The sequence below is a fragment of the Streptacidiphilus sp. EB103A genome, from assembly GCF_041261405.1.
In the GTDB taxonomy this organism is placed as follows: Bacteria; Actinomycetota; Actinomycetes; order Streptomycetales; family Streptomycetaceae; genus Streptacidiphilus.
The window spans coordinates 268,578-284,829 of the sequence record NZ_JBGCAQ010000008.1 but is presented as its reverse complement, the minus strand read 5'-3'; the positions used below and the strand labels follow the sequence as shown (position 1 = coordinate 284,829).

Genomic DNA, 16,252 nt, shown 5'->3' with positions numbered 1-16,252 from the left:
GGGTGACGGAGTTCTGCACACCCCCCGAGTTGTCCACAGCTGATGATCGTCGGCGTCGCTCCGTTCCCTTTCTGTTCCAGGCTGGACCCTGACGGACAGTCCGTCGGAGGAACCGGGAGCACCAGGGGGTCGCGGCCATGGACGCGCTGAAGCTGATCAAGTCCACCAGGCACGGGCTGACCGAGGCGCGGAGCGTGCCGCAGGTGCTGGCGGAGTGCTGGCAGGCCTGCGCCCTGGTCGAGGCCGTGGCCGCCGTGGCGGCGCTCGAACTGATGGAGCGTGAGCTGCTGGACGGCGGCGGTTGCGGGAGCGGCGGGGCCTCCGGGATCGCCCGGGCCGTGACCGAGGCGGCGGGCCATGCGGCCGTCTGCGTGGGGCGGCCCCCGGACGACGGGGGCGGCCCCAACCGGGCCGAACGGCTGACTGTGCTCACCGACACCGCGGTCACCCTGCGCGAGTTGTGCCGTCTGGTCCAGGAGACCGCCGAGGCCCTGATCGTGCTCGCCTGCGGCGCCGGCGAACAGGAGCTGTACTGGCGCTGCATCGACTCGGTGGACGCGGTCGCCGAATGCCAGGATCTGGCCGCGCAGCTGCTGCGCGCCGTCGACCCGGGCTGCCGTGAACTCCTGCCGGTGGGCGACTGGCAGCCGGGGGAAGGCGGTGCGTCATGACTGTGGTGTCGGGCGTACTGGCCCTGCTAGGACTGGTGGGTGTCTGTGTGGTGCGGGGGTGGCGTCTGGAGGTCGGCGTCCAGACGCACCAGGTCGGCGTTGAGCGCGGCGAGCATCTGCTCCATCTGCGCGAGCAGGCTCTGCGGGGCGGCGGGAGCGGGGGAGGAGGTGCTCTGGCCCTCCGGTACGACGGATGCCTCGGACATGGTGCTCCAATTCTTCGGGGAGCGACCCCCCGAACCCCCACGCAACCCGCAGGTGGTCAACGTCGCCGAGACGGAACCCGCCGGTTGAGGCCGAGTGGACGTGCCCCTCCTGGGTGCGGCGGACAGGACGGCGGGCAGTTGCCGTTCCCGAGCGGGCAAACGAGCCGCGCCGTGGCCCGGTCACTGACCGTCACACCCACGGGGGATGCGAGGCCTGCGCCGGGCCTGACCTGACCGATCCCGTCGAGCGGGAGTTCGAGCGGGCCGCCGTCTCCTTCAGGGCGTCCGCCGGTGCGTCCGTCGGTACGTCAGTTGTGCGCGTGCAACTCGGCGTTGAGTCCGCCCCAGGAACCGGAACGCGCGATGACCTCGACCGCGCCGGTCTGCGAGTTGCGGCGGAACAGCAGGTTGTCCTGCCCGGACAGTTCCACGGCCTTGGCGACCGTGCCGTCCGGGAGGGTGAGCCTGGTCCCCGCGGTCACATAGAGCCCGGCCTCGACCACGCAGTCGTTGCCCAGCGAGATCCCGATTCCGGCGTTGGCGCCCAGCAGGCAGCGCTCGCCCACCGACACCACCTGCTTGCCGCCGCCGGAGAGGGTGCCCATGATCGAGGAGCCGCCGCCGATGTCGCTGTGGTCGCCGACGACCACACCGGCCGAGATCCGTCCCTCCACCATGGACGTGCCCAGGGTGCCGGCGTTGAAGTTGACGAAGCCCTCGTGCATCACCGTGGTGCCGACCGCGAGATGGGCGCCCAGGCGGACCCGGTCGGCGTGGGCGATGCGCACCCCGCTCGGCGCCACGTAGTCCGTCATCCTGGGGAACTTGTCGAGGCCGTACACCGCGAGCTGGCCGCCCTCGGCGCGGACCGCGAGCCGCGCGGCCTCGACGTTGTCCACCGGAACCGGGCCGATGCTGGTCCAGGCGACATTGGCGAGCAGGGCGAACAGGCCCTCCAGGTTCTGGCCGTGCGGCCGCACCAGGCGGTGGCTGAGCAGGTGCAGGCGCAGATAGGCGTCGTGCGTGTCCAGCGGCTTCTCGTCCAGGGAGGCGATCACGGTCCGAACCGCGACGACCTCCACGCCGCGGCGCGGGTCCTTGCGCAGGGCGCCGGCCACGCCGGCGCCGAGCTCGGCGGTGGCCTCGGCGGCGGACAGCCGCACCGTGCCGGCCGGTCCGGGTTCCGAGGTCAGCGAGGGAGCGGGAAACCAGGTGTCCAGCACAGTGCCGTCGTCGGCGATGGTGGCCAGGCCTGCGGCCACGGCGCCACGGGGGGAAGGGGAAGCGGATTCGTTCGTCACCCCGTCACGGTAACGAATCGCCCGACGGGCCGCGCAACCGTACCGCTGCGCGGACAGCGCCGTCGGTGTGACCGGATCGGTCCGCCCCGGGACTCGATCGGGTCTGGCCGCACCACCCTGACCAGGACAGACTTGAGTCCATGAGCCGAGCACTGATTGTCATCGACGTCCAGGAATCCTTCCGCGCCCGCACTCAGGAGTGGGCCGAGAGCTACAACCCCAAGATCGCCGAGCCGGTCAACCGGCTGGTCTCGCTGGCCAGGTCCGCCGGTGACACGGTGGTCTGGGTGCTGCACTCCGAACCCGGCTCCGACACCGTATTCGACCCGGCGCTCGGCCATGTCCGGCTGCTGGAGGAGCTGGACCACCAGGACGGCGACCTCACGATTCACAAGACCTCCCACAATGCGTTCACCACGACCAATCTGCAGCAGCAGCTGATGGAGCGGGGGATCACCGAGCTGGTCACCTGCGGCATCCGAACCGAGCAGTGCGTGGAGACCACCACCAGGGTCGCCAGCGACCTCGGCTACCGGGTCACCTTCGTCTCCGACGCCACCTCCACCAGCCCGATCACCCGCAACGGGGTCACTCTCAGCGCCGAGGAGCTGGTCCAGCGCACCGAGTTCGTCCTCGCCGACCGTTTCGCCACCATCGCCACCGTGGACGAGCTGGAAGCCCAGGCAGCCGACCGGGGATGATGGGCCCATCATGAGCCGCGTCCTCTTCCTGCTGGTGCCCGGCGTGCACCTGCTCGACCTCGCCGGGCCCGCCCAGGTCTTCTCCACCGCCGCCGACTTCGGCCACGACTACACCCTCGGGTACGTGGCCGAACAACCGGTGATCACCAGCGCCCAGGGCATCCCGCTGCAGGCCGCCACCGACTGGCCGGCGCTGGGACCGGACGATCTGCTGCTGGTCCCGGGCTGGCGCTCACTCTCCCTGGAGCAGGAGTCCGCGCTCGGCCCGGACGCGCTGCGCAGGCTGCGCGAGCACCATGCCGCCGGCGGCACCGTCGCCAGCGTCTGCGCCGGCGCGGACGCCCTCGGCCGGGCCGGACTGCTGGACGGCCGCCGCTGCACCACCCACCACGACCTCCAGGAGCAGCTGGCCGCCCGCTACCGCCGGGCGATCGTGGTCCGCGACGTCCTGTTCACCCTGGACGACCGGGTGGTGACCTCCGCCGGCATCGCCAGCGGCATCGACCTCGCCCTCTACCTGGTGGCCCAGCGCCACGGCCCGGCCGCGGCGGCCCAGATCGCCAGGGACATGGTCGTCTACGCCCGCCGCAACGGCCATGAGCAGCAGCACAGCGCGATGCTGCGGCACCGTTCACACCTGGACGACACGGTCCACCGCGCCCAGGACGTCATCGACAGCCGCTACGACTCCCGGCTCCCGCTCGCCGACCTGGCCGCCGCGATCGGTGTCAGCGACCGCACCCTCACCCGCCTCTTCACCCGCGCCACCGGCCTCACCCCGCTGCGCTACCAGCAGACGCTGCGCCTGGAGCGGGCCGAGCACCTCATCTCCCACGGCTCCACCGTGGACCACGCCGCCCGCACCGTCGGCTTCGAGGACCCCCGCATGCTCCGCCGCCTCCGCGCCAGGCCGACGACCGTCGCAGTCCGACAGCCCTGATTCCTGCCCTGAGGATCTCCGTAGGACTTCGGTAACGTGGTGATGCGGCATTTGTCCGTCTGCTTCTCATAGCGTTCGCTCATGACAGATTTCCATTCGGGATCCGTTCCAACGGCCGTGGATGTCGTCCTGCCATGCCTGGATGAAGCGGCAGCGCTGCCGTGGGTGCTGGAACGGATGCCGGACGGCTACCGCGCGATCGTGGTGGACAACGGCTCGACCGACGGTTCGGCTGCACTCGCCGGTTCACTGGGCGCGCTGGTGGTCACCGAGCCCCGGCGAGGGTTCGGGGCGGCCTGCCATGCCGGGCTGCTGGCGGCCACGGCCGAGTTGGTGTGCTTCTGCGACTGCGACGCCTCGCTCGACCCGACCGACCTCACCGGCCTGGTCGCCGCTGTCAACCGGGGCACCGCTGACCTGGTCCTGGGACGACGGCGCCCAAGGCCCGGCGCCTGGCCTGTGCATGCCCGGCTGGCCAACGCCGAGCTGGCCCGGAGGGTGCGCGCTCGCACCGGTGCGGGCCTGCACGATCTTGGCCCGATGCGCGCCGCGCGCCGGGACCGGCTGCTGGACCTGGGGCTCGGCGACCGCCGCTCCGGCTACCCGTTGGAGATGGTGCTCTCGGGCGCGGCTGCCGGGATGCGCATCGCTGAGCGGGATGTCGGCTACCGGCCGCGCGCCGGACGCTCCAAGGTCACCGGCACCCTGCGCGGCACCCGGCAGGCGATCCGCGACATGCGCGCGATCCTCGCCGCCCCCCTGCCCACGTTGCTGGTCATCGCTAAATCCCCACGGCCCGGACGGGTCAAGACCCGCCTGTCGCCCGCCTGCTCGCCCGAGCAGGCCGCCCGGCTCGCCGAAGCGGCGCTGGTGGACACCTTCGCCGCCCTGGCCCGAGTGCCGGCCGGACGCCGGGTGCTGGTCCTGGACGGCCCGGTAGGGTGCTGGCTCCCACCCGGATGGGAGGTCATCCCGCAGATCGCCGGGGGCCTGGACGCCCGGCTGGCCGCTGCTTTCGCCGCCGTGTGCGGGCGGGACGGTGGACCTGTCCTGCTGGTCGGCATGGACACCCCGCAGCTGGAGTCCCGGGTGCTCGCCGAAGCGCTGTCAGCGGCGGCCAGGACGGACTCCGACGCCTGGTTCGGGCCCGCCACGGACGGCGGCTTCTGGGCGTTCGGACTGGCCCGACCGGACGCTGCCCTGGCCCGCCGACTGCTGCTCGGTGTCCCGATGTCCAACCCTTCGACGGGCGCGGTGCTGCGGGACCGGCTCGCCGAAGCGGGACTGCGGATCTCCACCCTGCCGGTGCTCAACGACGTGGACACGGTCTCGGACGCCGCCGAGGTCGCCACGCTCGCACCGGGCAGCCACTTCGCGCGGACTTGGCACACCGTCACCGCCTCTGCCACCCGCACCGGGACGGCACAGCCCGCCCCGCAGGGAGCGCTCGGGTGAACCCCCTCGGGAGCCTCGCTCCCGGCCCGAAGCCCCGCCCCTGGTCGGATGGTCCCTACACCGAGGCCCGCAGAGGGCCTGCCTTTCCCTGGGCCCGGCTGGGTGCCCCCGCCACCGTCCGCTGTGCGGCCGACGCTGGGTTCGCCCCGGTCGACGCCCGGACCTGCCGGGGCCGGCACTTCCTCGCCTTACGACGCTAGTCCGGCCCCACCGATCCATTCCGAACTCCTCCGGGCCCTGACCCGGCCTGGGCGTCACCAGCATGGGGAACGCATGTCCATGTCCGTCATCACCCTGCCTCGCTCCATGCCGGGCCGGCCCTCCCCGGATGCTGCTGCCCGGCTGTGCCTCCTGGCACTGGCCGCTCTGGTGGCGGCGCTGGGCGGGACCTTCACCTGTTCGGGCAACCTCGGCGACAAGGACCCGCTGTATGCCTGGTACGCCGCGGATGCCGTGCTGTTCACGCTCGCGGTCGTGCTCGCACGGCGGGTCCCGCCCCGCCGCATCACCGCCCTGGTGCTCCTGGGCAGCCTGGCGGTCGCCCTCACCGGGCTGCTCGCACCGCCTCGGACCAGCGACGATGCCTACCGCTACCTGTGGGACGGCCAGGTCCAGGCAGCGGGCGGCTCGCCCTACGCCGACGCCCCCGTCGCCCCGGCACTGGCCGGCCTGCGCACCCGGAACCCGGCACTGTTCCCGGTCACCGGTGACTGCACCGGCTGGGACCTGCACCAGGCCGGCGGAGTGTGCACACACATCAACCGGCCCACCGTGCACACCATCTACCCGCCCGTCGCGGAGTTCTGGTTTCTCGGCCTGCATGAGGCGGGCCGACTCACCGGCCGGCCGGGGATCGGGACGGCCCAGGCCGGTGGTGCGCTCCTGGCCGTGGCGACCACCGGTGCGCTGCTGCTGGTCCTGCGCCGTACCCGGGCCCCCGCGCACCGGGCCGCACTGTGGGGCTGGTGCCCCGGCGTGGCGGCCTGGGCCGTGAACGACGCACACGTGGACACCCTGGGAGCGCTGTTCATGGTCTGCGGCCTCGGCCTGGCCTGCAGCGGTCGGCGGGGCACCGGCGGGGTGCTGCTCGGTCTGGCTGCCGGGACCAAGCTGATCCCGGCGCTGGCGCTCCCGGGCCTCATGTCGGGCTGTCTCGCGAAGGGCAGGCGCCTGAGTGTCCGAGACGTGATGCCGCCTGCCGCCGCCGGGCTGACCTTCCTGCTCTGCTACGCGCCCTATGCCGTAGCCTCGGGCCTGGGCGTGCTCGGATTCCTACCGGGATATCTCCACGAGCAGGGGTATGACCAGGGCAACGGCTTCGGCCTGCTCACCCTTCTCGGCATCCCCCAGCACCTGCTGCCGCTGGCCTTTGCCGGTGTGCTGCTGGCCGCCGCGCTGTATGTGCTGCGTGCGGGTGATCCGGACGCACCGTGGCGTGGCGCGCTGACGGTCATCGGCACCGCTCTGTTCCTGGCCACGCCCGACTACCCCTGGTACGCGCTGCTGGTGGTGGCCTTGGTGGCTCTCGACGGCCGCTGGGAGTGGCTCGCGCTGCCGGTGGCCGGCGAGGTCGGGTACCTGTCCGCCGGAGCCTTCCAGCAGCAGGGCTACACCGCCGCGCTCTGCCTGGTCCTGGCCGGCGCGGGGGTGCGCCGACTGGCGCGCACCGCCCCGTCACCGCTTCCGTTCAGCGGGCTTTCGCCTGCGGATCCTGCGGGTCCTGCGGGTTTTACGGCTCTCGCGGGCCATGGCGGTCAGCAGACACAGCCCCGAGGCGGCGAAGAGGGCAGCGGTGATCAGCAGCCAGTGACCGAGGAAGCTGCCCGCAGATAGGCCGGTGCTGACCTGGTACCCCGGGACCCGGCGCAGGATCAGCGGGTACCAGACGAGCAGCAGCAGCAAGGAGACCAGCCCCGGGATCCGGACGTAGTTGACCCGGCCGCCGTTCGCCGGGGGCCGGCGGCGGTCCGGGGCCGGGAGCAGGAGTTGCAGTGCGCGGTCGGTCAGGGTGTAGAGCGGGAGCAGGACCAGGTCGTGGAGCAGGGCGGCGCCGACGAACCAGAGCGCGACCCCGACCGGGTCGCCCTTCAACAGCCGCAGTCCGGCGTAGAGGGCCAGGGCGAAGGAGCACAGGACGAGCAGCAGGTGCAGCGGGGACGCGCCGTAGCGGTCGCGCAGAGGTGGCATCCGCGGGCGGTTCATGAGGACGCCCCGAAGGTCAGTCGGGTCACCCATTTGGTGTTGTGCACCCCGGGGTTGGCCGGGACGATGATCCGGGCGGGGTATCCGTGGTCCGGCGACAGGTCGGCGCCGTTGACCCGCAGGGCCAGCAGTGAGCGCGGGTCGTGGACCTGATTGGCCCTCAGTACGGTCGAGCTGAACGATCCGCCGCGCTCCACGGACTCGACGAACACCTCCGGCGCCCGGTCGTGGAAGCCCGCCATGGCAGCCAGGTCCCGCAGCCGCACCCCGCTCCAGTGCTGGTCGTCGGTGGACCAGCCCTCCACGCAGGCGATGGGCAGGGCGGCCTCGAACTGGGGCAGTTCCAGCACCTGGGCCCGCGTCAGGGCGCTTGCGTACCCAGGGCCACGGATCACCAGCCGCCACTGGGGGCCGATGTCGGCCGCACGGATGCCGACGGCTGCGGCGGTCTTGTTGATCTGAAAGCCGTTGGGTCCCCTGCCGGGTTCCCGGCCGTGCGGGGCCAGCAGGGCCGTCCGGCGCAGCGAACCGCCGATGCTCTGACCGGCCGTCACCGCGAACAGGACCAGTGAGCCCAGGCCCACCGTGCCGAGCGCGGCGCGCCGGGACATGGTGGCCTGGGCCGGCCGCGGTGGGACCAGCCCGGTCTCGTCCAGTGGCTCGGGCCGGGTCCCCGAGGCGGGGACGCGCAGTTCGTTACGGAGTCGGCGGCTGCGCAGAGCCCGGACCATCAGTGGGACGCGGAACACGGTGTGGACCACGAAGGCTCCGATGAAGACCCACGCCCCGTACAGGTGCAGGGTGTAGAACGAGCCGGGGAAGATGTAGTGCAGCTGCACGTTCAGCAGCCCGGTGACGAACTCGAACAGCGCGCCGCCGACCAGGAGCAGCAGCGACAACCGCTCCACGGCGTGGGCCACCGACCGGATCGGCGGCCAGGAGAACAGCTTGGGGATGACCGACCAGAGCTTGGCCAGCAGCACCGGGACCAGCACCACGCCGAGCGTGACGTGCACCCCCTGGTTGAGCCGATAGAGCCAGGACGGGTCGGTCGGCCAGGAGAAGAGATAGAAGCCGAGCCAGCCCTTGTCCGGGGTCTGGTCGTTGACCGCTGCCAGGTCCGGGTTGTAGGCGGCGTACGACAGCAGGCCGGTCCCGAACAGGACCGGAATGCCGAACAACAGAACCAGCCCGAACACCGAGGTCAGCCACGGCCCCCGGAGCGGACTGCGCCAGAACTCCGGACGGGCAGGACCGGGCGGCGCTCCGGAACCGAACACGGCCCGGAGCCGACCACTCCTCGATGGGGGGCGGTGAGGCTTCACACCCTGCTGACCTGGGGCCCGGACCGGTGGAACAGGCGGCGGGTCCGCAGGGCCGGCGGGCGACCCTGCGGCGGCATGCGACCCGGTTGCCGGTCGGTCGGGCGCGGAAGGCGGACCATCCTGCTTGCTGTCGTCCGTATCCATGGGTCGATTCCTTGACGAGTGGGGCGCCGGTGAGCGGTCGGACTGGCACGACCGTATGCCCTTGAGGGACATATCGACTGAAGCGACTCATTACGACATCCCGCCGTGAGGAGTCCGACGGGGCATCCCCCGACGAGGTCACGTCCGGGCGGCCCGGCAGCTCGGTCGGCACAGGAGAAAAGTCAGTGGGCTGTGCCGCGCCGTCCGGCGATACTCGTCCGTGTGTTCCTGCGCCTGGGCCTGGCCACGGCCGGACCGCTCTCCATCCTCGACGTCGGCGGTGGCTCCGGAATCACTCCTCGCTCTGGCTCGCGATGAACCCCCAGGCCCGGTCCACACAGCTCGACTGGGCAAACGTCAACCGCATCGCGAAGCGCCTGGTCGCCGAGCACGGCGTCCGCTCGGGGGACGGCTGTCCGGACGGCTCGTTCACGGTCTTCCCCTGTCTGTCCTGGTTCCAGCGCGAGACTTGCTGACTCTCTGTCACTGAACCATTGCGGCGGTGGCGCACCGGGCTCGTTCGGGACTGGCGGCGGCGGGGCAGGCCCCGCCTCCGCCCACGGCGTGGCGACGCCGGCGGCGGTGGTGGCGGGTCAAGCGTCGGCCCGGACGGCAGCACCGTCACACCCGGCGCGCAGGTTGGCAACGGCTGCATCACCATCACCTTCAAGCTCTGCTGACGGACTGTCACTCAGGCGTGGCCCCGGTCACGAGATCCGGGCCCCGGATGGGCGACTCGAGAGTGAAGTTGACCTTCGGTGCGGTGCGCGGGTTGCACTTTCAGGGGCTGGTCGACTCCGGTGTGCTCTCCGGGCGAGCGATCCGGCCTCCTTTGGGCCCGCTCGCCAACTGCGGCGACGTCCGGCGCCCTGGGGTGGCCGACGCCAGTGCTGCCCTGGTGGCGATGTGCCTCGCCACGTACTCGGTGTCCCGGTCGATGCCGCCGATCAGCATGGAGGCGAAGGAGTACTGGAACGGAACTCCGGCGAAGTACAGGCCGGGCTCGGGCGAGACGCCGCGGGTTTGGACGGGGTAGCCCTCGGCGTCGGTCACCGGGAGGCGGATCCAGTCGTAGTCCTGACGGAAGCCGGTGCACCAGATCACGTTGGCGGTCTCGACCATCCGGCTGTCGCCGAGGACCGGCAGGCCTTCCTGGACACCGGTCACCCGGTCGAGCATCCGCTCGACCCCGGCCACCGCGAGATCGGACTTCCGCACCCGCAGCAGCGGTGCGCCGTGGCTGCGGACGGCCTTGCGCATGAGCCGGCCAGGCGGCGTGCGGACAGTCAGCACGTGGCGGAAGACGAACCACTGCACCGGCAGGACCGGCCGCGACGGCCAGGACCCAGGCCGGAACGGCAGCTGTCCGTGGTACCGCCCGCACAGCAGGGTCGGGTGCGTCGCCGCCAGCTCCAGCGCGATGTCCGCGCCCGAGTGGCTGGCCCCGACGACGAGCACCGGCCCGGGACGCAGCTGCCCAGGATTGCGGTACTGGCTGGAGTGCAGCTGCCGGATCCGCGGATCCAGCTGCCGGGCGATCGGCGGGGTGGACGGAACATGGTGCGGGCCGATGGCCACGACCACTTGGTCGGCCTCGAACCGCAGGTCGTTCGCGGTCACCAGGAACCGGTCGTCCTCGCGCCGGAGGCCGTCCACCGAGACTCCGGGGCGGATCGGGAGCGCGAACCGCTCCGCGTAGTCGGTCAGGTAGTCGGCGTACTCGTCGCGGGTCGGGAAGGCGTAGCGCGGGCCGGGGTAGGGCAGGCCGGGCAGGCCGTCGTATTTGGCCGGGCTGAACAGTCGCATCGAGTCCCAGGCCGCGTGCCGCCACTGGTCGCCCACTCGCTGGTTCTCGTCAAGGATCAGGAACTCCTGGCTGTGGCGGGCCAGGTGGTAGCCGACCGAGAGTCCCGCTTGGCCGCCGCCGACGATCAAGGTCCGCACGTGCTCGGTGCCGTTCGTCATCGCTCCTCCTCGGGCCGTGGGCGGCGCCGACCTGGCAGCTGCCCTGGACGGCTTCGAATCTAGGCGGCGTGCGGCGCAGCGGCTTCGGGCAAGCGATGCATCCGTGCGCACCGCGGGCATGCGCAGAACTATGCAGATCCCGGGTACAGGCCGTGCTCGAAGGCGTACGCAGCGGCGGCCGTGCGGGAGGCGACACCGAGCTTGGGGTAGATGTTGCTCAGGTGCCGGGCCACGGTCTTCTCGGACAGGAACAGCTCACCGGCGATGGCGTGGTTGGTCAGACCCAAGGCGACCAGCCGCAGCACCTCGCACTCGCGGGCGGTCAGCGCCCCCGGGCCGCGGCGCGCTCCAAGCAACTCCCGCACGAGCGCCAGGTCCGGTGCCGCACCCAGCCGACCGAAGACCTCGGCAGCCGCGTCCAGCTCCATCGCGGCACCCTCCTCGTCGCCCAGCGTCCGGCATGCCAGGGCGACCAGCACCCGGGCTCGGGCCGCCTCGTACGGCGCGTCCTGGTCCCGCCAGAGCCGCCAGGCTCGCCGGGCATCCGCCAGCGCCGTCGCAGCGGAGTCGTCGTTGGGCCTGCCGGCCAACGCCACCGCAGCGTGCGCCCAGGCGGACGCCGCGAGCAAGGCCGGGGTGCCGATCAGCTCCGCCCGCTCGGCCAGCTCGGCGGAGGCATCGCGCGCGGCCTGCTGATCCTGCGCGGCGAGCAGGATCTCAACCGCTGCGGACAGCAGCGGCAGACGGGCGAGCGGTTCGGCGGTCTCGGCCAGCGCACGCCGGACCGCGACCGCGGCGGCACTGGTTCGGCGTTGGGCCAGCCTCAGTAGGGACAGACCGGGCTGGGTTTCCCAGCCATGCCGGAGCGCGGCGCGGTAGGCCAGCTCGGCCTGCTCCAACCGGCCGCGCAGCCGGTGCAGTTCGGCCAGCTGGTAGTACGCCGCACCGATCACCTGGTGCCCCCCGGAACCGTCGGTGACCTCCCGGCAGACAGCCTCCGCCTCCTGCTGCGCGGTCGCCCATGCGCCGCCGACGCGCAGAACCGCTACCCGGTGCACTCGGCACAGCCCGTGATAGGCCCCGGTGAATTCCGGTTGCCCGCCGTACCAGTCGGCCAGCGCGGCGGTCCACTCACGTGCCCGGTACAGGTCCTGGAGCTCCGAGCACGCCCCGATGGCGCTGCAGTAGACGATGCCGGTGGCGCGCGGGCTCAGCTCTCCCCCGATCACCGCGACCATAGCCTCATCCAGCAGCGCCAGCCCCTCCTCCTGGCGGTCCAACCGGATCAGCGCCCGGCCCAGGGCATGCAGCGCCAACACCCGGAGGTCCGGGTCCCCGCAGCTGCGTTCAAGGTCGACCGCCTGGGCGGCGGTGGAGGCGGCAGCGGCGAAGTCGCCGGCCTCGAACAGACGACGGGTCTGCGCGGTGAGCAGGTACCCGCGCTCGGCGCAGTCCGCACCGTCGCCTACCAGCCGGCCCGCCCGCTCGGCCCACCCGGCGGCACGGGCGAAGGAGCCATTGAACCCCAGGGTGCTCTGCAGCCAGAAGGCGCAGCGCAGCGCCCGGCCCCGCTCACCGGCCGCTTCGTACGCGGTGTAGGCCCGCTGCAGGGCAGCAGCCGCCTCCTCGCCGCGGCCGGTCATGTCAGCCGACTCGGCAAGGCGCTCCAGATCCTCCGGGGCCAGCCCGGACCGCGCGTCCGCCGAGGTGAACCCCGCAAACGCGGACGACCAGGCGCGCCGTCCGTACGCCTGGCGGGCCTCATCCAGCTCCACACCACCGCCCATGACACCTCCCGCCGCGACTTCTCCCATTCCACCCCCGCGCAGGAACGCTGTCATCCAGGGGCGGCCGGCCGGACCACCCGCTTCAAGGTGCATCCGGCCTCTGGAACCTCTCCCCGGGGTATCGGCGACCGCCGGCGGAAGCGGGTCAGAGGTACGGGTCGGTGATTTCGCGGAGGCGTGTGAGCTGGTGGCGCAGCTGGTCCGATCCGCGCTTGCCGAGGTGCTTGGTCCACTCGGCCTCGACGCTCACCTCGACCTCGCGCGCGACGCGGACCACCGCTGCTCCGCGTTCGGTGAACTGGACCAGGCGGGCGCGGCCGTCGGCAGGGTCGGGGACACGGCGGACGTAGCCGGCCTTCTCCAACTGGTCGACCAGGAAGCCCGCGGTCTGCTTGGTCACCTGGGCCTGCCCGGCGAGGTCGGTCACCCGGGAGCCGTTCGGGGCGATGCGGGCGGCGATGCGGCCCTGTGCCACCGTCATGTCGCCGAAGCCGGCGTCGGCGACGGCCTGGAACACCCGGGTCTCCAGGGCCCGGTAGGCGATGTAGCACAGCAGCCCAAGGTTGAGCGCGCCCTGGTCCTCGGGCTCCTCGGTGCGGTCGCTCATGCGGCTGCCATCCCTTGACATAGACAGTCTCTCTGACCATTATTGGTCAGAGACTCATACTAAAAGTCTAGCGGAGGCCCCGTATGCCCCAGACGACGGCCCAGAACCTCGACGACGTGTGGCAGGCCATCGACGAGCAGCGCGCCAGCCTTGCCGACCTCCTTGGCGACCTGTCCGAGCGCGAGTGGGAAACCCCCTCGCTGTGCAAGGGGTGGCGCGTGCGGGAGGTCGCCGCGCACCTGACGCTGTCCCACGCCACGGTGCCGGCGGTGGCCTGGGCCATGATCCGCGCCCGGGGGAGCTTCGACCGCATGGTCCGCGACACCGCACGGCGCCGGGCCCGTCTGCCCGTCGAGGCGTACGCGCAGATCCTGCGAGCCATGGTCGGCTCCCGCAGGAAGGCCCCGGGCGTCACCCCGCTGGAGCCGCTCATCGACGTGCTCGTACACGGCCAGGACATCACCATCCCGCTGCACCGGAACCGGCCCGTCCCACCGCGGGCAGCCGCGCTGGCCGCCGACCGGGTGTGGCCGAACCTCTTCCCGTTCCGTGCCGGACGGCGCCTGGCCGGGATCCGGTTCACCGCCACCGACTGCGACTGGTCCGCCGGGGAGGGCGTCACGGTCGAGGGCCCGATGGGCGCGATCCTGCTCGTCCTCACCGGCCGCCCGGCCGGAACAGCGCAACTGTCCGGTCCCGGGCTCCCCCTGCTTATGAGTCGGCTTCCGGCGCCCGGTCCACCGGAGTAGCAGGCATAAGCACGATGCACGATCGCGAGCGCCAGGGCCGAGAGATCGCGGGAGCAGGTCCGGCACCCAACGCACCGAACCACCAGTACCGAAGGAGTGCACCGTGAACTGCGCGCGGACGGGATGACCAATAGGGCGGTGGCCGCCGAACCGAGATCACGCGCGAGACGGGCGGGCGCTGGCGTGGACGCTTCGCCGGGGTGCGGTTCACTGGGCTGAACGACGAGCCGCGACCCGGTGTACCGCGCTCGATACCGGACGCGAAGGTCGAGGAGGTCGTGGTCAGGACGCTGGAAGAGGTCCCCGAGGGTGCCTCGAAGCGGGGGTCCAGAAGCACTCTCCTGCCTGACCCGTCAGTTGCCGACCGCTCCCACCAACGTGACCATGACTCTGACCGCTTCACGGTCCGCCAACTCCTGCTCCCGGCAGAGCGAACGCCAGGTCGAGAACGCCGCCGCATGGCCGATCACCGCCCGCCGGACGCGGTCAGCCGCCGTCGGCCGCACATCGGCCAGCACCTCGACGTAGCGCCTGCTCCTCGCCTCCCAGGCCTCGCGAATCGGTTCGGGCGCCGCGTGCAGGTCGCGACTCACCAGCGTCAGCATCTGCTCGCCCGCGCGGTAGAAGCGGTAGAGGTCGGCGAGCCCGGCCGTCAGCCGCTCGACCGGATCCTCGATCGCGCCCCACTCCTCGGGTTGGGGCAGCTTCTGCTGCGACAGCCAGTGCCCCGAGCAGGCCTGGAACAGCGCGGTCTCGTCGGGGAAGTGACGGTAGACGGTCAGCCGGGTGACCCCGGCGCGCTCGGCGATCGCCGCGATGCTGGTCGACGCCGGTCCTGCGGTGCCGTGCAGATGCACGGCGGCCTCGACGATGCGCTGCCGTGTCCGGCCCACGGCCTCGGCGCGTTTGCGCATCTCGTAGCCACGCGATTTCGATGAACGCTGCTTCTCACTCACCTGTTGACGCCCTGCGATCCGAGGTGGAGACTTTTTAGGGGAACGCCAGTGTATCTCCAAATTGCTTGGAGGAGTGATCACCATGACAGAGCCGCTGGCCCCGCCGCTCACCATTGTCCGCCCCGGCGAGGGAGGTGAGGGCTACCTCGGCTCGATCGGGGTCGCCTTCAAGCTCTGGGGCGCCGACACCAACGGCTCGGTTTCCGTCGTCGAACACCCCTTCCCGGTTGGGGCGTTGGTGCCGCCGCACCTGCACACCCGGGAAGACGAATACTCGATCGTCACCGAGGGCGAGATCGGCTTCCGTTCCGGTGACCGCGAAGTCGTCCTGGGCGCCGGCGGCTACATCACCAAGCCCCGCGGGGAGCTGCACACGATGTGGAACGCCGGTCCTGTCCCGGCTCGGATGATCGAGATCATCAGTCCGGCCGGCTTCGAACACTGCTTCCGCGAACTGGCCGAGATGCTCGCCGACGGGCCGCCGCCGACCGAGGACGCGATACCAGAGCTCGCCGCCAAGTACGGGCTCCAGTTCGGGCAACCCGACTGGCTGCCCGACGTCATCGCGCGGTACGGCCTGACCTCGCCGTCCGGCGCCCGCTCGAGCCAGTGACCCGGCGGCGGGCCTTGCCACGGCCGTAGACCCTCCAGCGAGGCCGCAACAAGCCTGTTCATCTCAACCAAAAGGCCAAACCGGGCATCACCTGATGGTGCGGAACTCGCTTGCCCCCGGCTTCGCAGGTGGCCGACGATAGGCGCCTATGAGCGCTGTCCAGATCGCAGGCTCCTCCGGCGCCGGGAAGTCCACGGTTGGTTGCCGCCATGTTGGCCGGTCGCGGCATGGTATCCATCGACGCCGACGACGACCCGTTGCTTGCCCGGTTCGTTGATCCTGGCGGCGCCGTGGTGGCGAAACAGCCGACGGCGCCAGACCTGGCCTGGCTTGCCCAGCACTGCTGGGCATGGGATCCGGCCCGCTTGGACGAACTGATTCGGGCCGCCGTGCCAGCGACTCCGTACGTCTGCGGCGGTGCGGACAACCAGCAAGATATTGGCGACCGCTTCACTCATGTGTTCTTGCTGGAGATCGACTAGCCAACGATGCTGGCACGACTGGATGCGCGCCAGGACTACCACGACTGGGGCCGCATCGGGGACACCCGCGAGTACCTGCGTCGCGAACTGCCGGTACTGCATGACCACCTACGCTCATTGGCTGCGATCGTCATCGATGCCAGGTGGT

At 71.5% G+C, this 16,252-nt stretch carries 16 protein-coding genes and 1 pseudogene; 8 read left to right on the top strand and 9 right to left on the bottom strand.

Annotated elements, in window-relative coordinates:
* Window positions 1-137: 137 nt before the first annotated feature.
* Window positions 138-671, top strand: a complete 534-nt coding sequence (locus ABH941_RS15745) for a DUF6099 family protein (RefSeq protein WP_370129792.1) — start codon at window positions 138-140, stop codon at window positions 669-671.
* Between the two features lie 26 nt (window positions 672-697).
* Here ABH941_RS15745 and ABH941_RS15740 read toward each other — a convergent pair whose 3' ends face one another.
* A complete protein-coding gene (locus tag ABH941_RS15740) occupies window positions 698-877 on the bottom strand; it encodes a hypothetical protein (protein ID WP_370129791.1) in 180 nt (59 codons plus the stop codon).
* Window positions 878-1,185: 308 nt separating this feature from the next.
* Entirely contained in the window at window positions 1,186-2,178 is a 993-nt protein-coding gene (gene dapD, locus ABH941_RS15735; RefSeq protein ID WP_370129790.1) for a 2,3,4,5-tetrahydropyridine-2,6-dicarboxylate N-succinyltransferase, read from the bottom strand.
* A gap of 140 nt (window positions 2,179-2,318) precedes the next feature.
* Between dapD and ABH941_RS15730 the strand changes: the two genes are divergently transcribed.
* The 4 genes and pseudogenes from ABH941_RS15730 (at window position 2,319) to ABH941_RS15715 (ending at window position 5,274) form a co-directional block, all read left to right on the top strand.
* Window positions 2,319-2,879 carry a cysteine hydrolase family protein gene (locus ABH941_RS15730; protein ID WP_370129789.1) on the top strand — a complete coding sequence of 187 codons (561 nt, stop codon included), beginning with the start codon at window positions 2,319-2,321 and terminating at the stop codon, window positions 2,877-2,879.
* Between the two features lie 10 nt (window positions 2,880-2,889).
* The gene (locus ABH941_RS15725; protein ID WP_370129788.1) at window positions 2,890-3,819 is read left to right on the top strand and encodes a GlxA family transcriptional regulator; all 930 of its coding nucleotides are present in this window, start codon (window positions 2,890-2,892) and stop codon (window positions 3,817-3,819) included.
* Window positions 3,820-3,900: 81 nt separating this feature from the next.
* Window positions 3,901-4,578: pseudogene (locus ABH941_RS15720) on the top strand (glycosyltransferase family 2 protein); the annotation flags it as partial.
* Entirely contained in the window at window positions 4,555-5,274 is a 720-nt protein-coding gene (locus ABH941_RS15715; RefSeq protein ID WP_370129839.1) for a DUF2064 domain-containing protein, read from the top strand. The pseudogene ABH941_RS15720 and the gene ABH941_RS15715, both read left to right, overlap by 24 nt.
* Before the next feature lie 1,674 nt (window positions 5,275-6,948).
* Here ABH941_RS15715 and ABH941_RS15710 read toward each other — a convergent pair.
* The 6 genes from ABH941_RS15710 to ABH941_RS15685 all read right to left on the bottom strand — a co-directional run bounded on the left by ABH941_RS15710 (window position 6,949) and on the right by ABH941_RS15685 (window position 13,304).
* Window positions 6,949-7,461, bottom strand: a complete 513-nt coding sequence (locus ABH941_RS15710) for a hypothetical protein (protein ID WP_370129787.1) — start codon at window positions 7,459-7,461, stop codon at window positions 6,949-6,951.
* 11 nt (window positions 7,462-7,472) lie between these two features.
* A complete protein-coding gene (locus ABH941_RS15705) occupies window positions 7,473-8,756 on the bottom strand; it encodes a molybdopterin-dependent oxidoreductase (protein ID WP_370129786.1) in 1,284 nt (427 codons plus the stop codon).
* 481 nt (window positions 8,757-9,237) lie between these two features.
* Window positions 9,238-9,378, bottom strand: a complete 141-nt coding sequence (locus tag ABH941_RS15700; protein WP_370129785.1) for a hypothetical protein — start codon at window positions 9,376-9,378, stop codon at window positions 9,238-9,240.
* A gap of 347 nt (window positions 9,379-9,725) precedes the next feature.
* Window positions 9,726-10,910, bottom strand: coding sequence for a flavin-containing monooxygenase (locus tag ABH941_RS15695; protein WP_370129783.1), 1,185 nt, complete (start codon window positions 10,908-10,910; stop codon window positions 9,726-9,728).
* 128 nt (window positions 10,911-11,038) lie between these two features.
* Window positions 11,039-12,697: a LuxR C-terminal-related transcriptional regulator gene (locus ABH941_RS15690; protein WP_370129782.1), complete on the bottom strand. Its 1,659-nt coding sequence runs from the start codon at window positions 12,695-12,697 to the stop codon at window positions 11,039-11,041.
* Between the two features lie 145 nt (window positions 12,698-12,842).
* The gene (locus ABH941_RS15685; protein ID WP_370129780.1) at window positions 12,843-13,304 is read right to left on the bottom strand and encodes a MarR family winged helix-turn-helix transcriptional regulator; all 462 of its coding nucleotides are present in this window, start codon (window positions 13,302-13,304) and stop codon (window positions 12,843-12,845) included.
* A gap of 83 nt (window positions 13,305-13,387) precedes the next feature.
* Here ABH941_RS15685 and ABH941_RS15680 point away from each other — a divergent pair, with 83 nt between their 5' ends.
* Complete coding sequence (locus tag ABH941_RS15680; RefSeq protein ID WP_370129779.1) at window positions 13,388-14,053, top strand: maleylpyruvate isomerase family mycothiol-dependent enzyme; 666 nt, start codon at window positions 13,388-13,390, stop codon at window positions 14,051-14,053.
* A 353-nt stretch (window positions 14,054-14,406) separates the two neighbouring features.
* Here ABH941_RS15680 and ABH941_RS15675 read toward each other — a convergent pair whose 3' ends face one another.
* A complete protein-coding gene (locus tag ABH941_RS15675) occupies window positions 14,407-15,009 on the bottom strand; it encodes a TetR/AcrR family transcriptional regulator (protein WP_370129778.1) in 603 nt (200 codons plus the stop codon).
* 82 nt (window positions 15,010-15,091) lie between these two features.
* Here ABH941_RS15675 and ABH941_RS15670 point away from each other — a divergent pair, with 82 nt between their 5' ends.
* Both ABH941_RS15670 and ABH941_RS15665 read left to right on the top strand, forming a co-directional pair.
* On the top strand, window positions 15,092-15,622 hold the full coding sequence (locus ABH941_RS15670; protein ID WP_370129777.1) for a cupin domain-containing protein: 531 nt from the start codon (window positions 15,092-15,094) through the stop codon (window positions 15,620-15,622).
* A gap of 227 nt (window positions 15,623-15,849) precedes the next feature.
* The gene (locus ABH941_RS15665; protein ID WP_370129776.1) at window positions 15,850-16,104 is read left to right on the top strand and encodes a hypothetical protein; all 255 of its coding nucleotides are present in this window, start codon (window positions 15,850-15,852) and stop codon (window positions 16,102-16,104) included.
* Window positions 16,105-16,252: the final 148 nt, after the last annotated feature.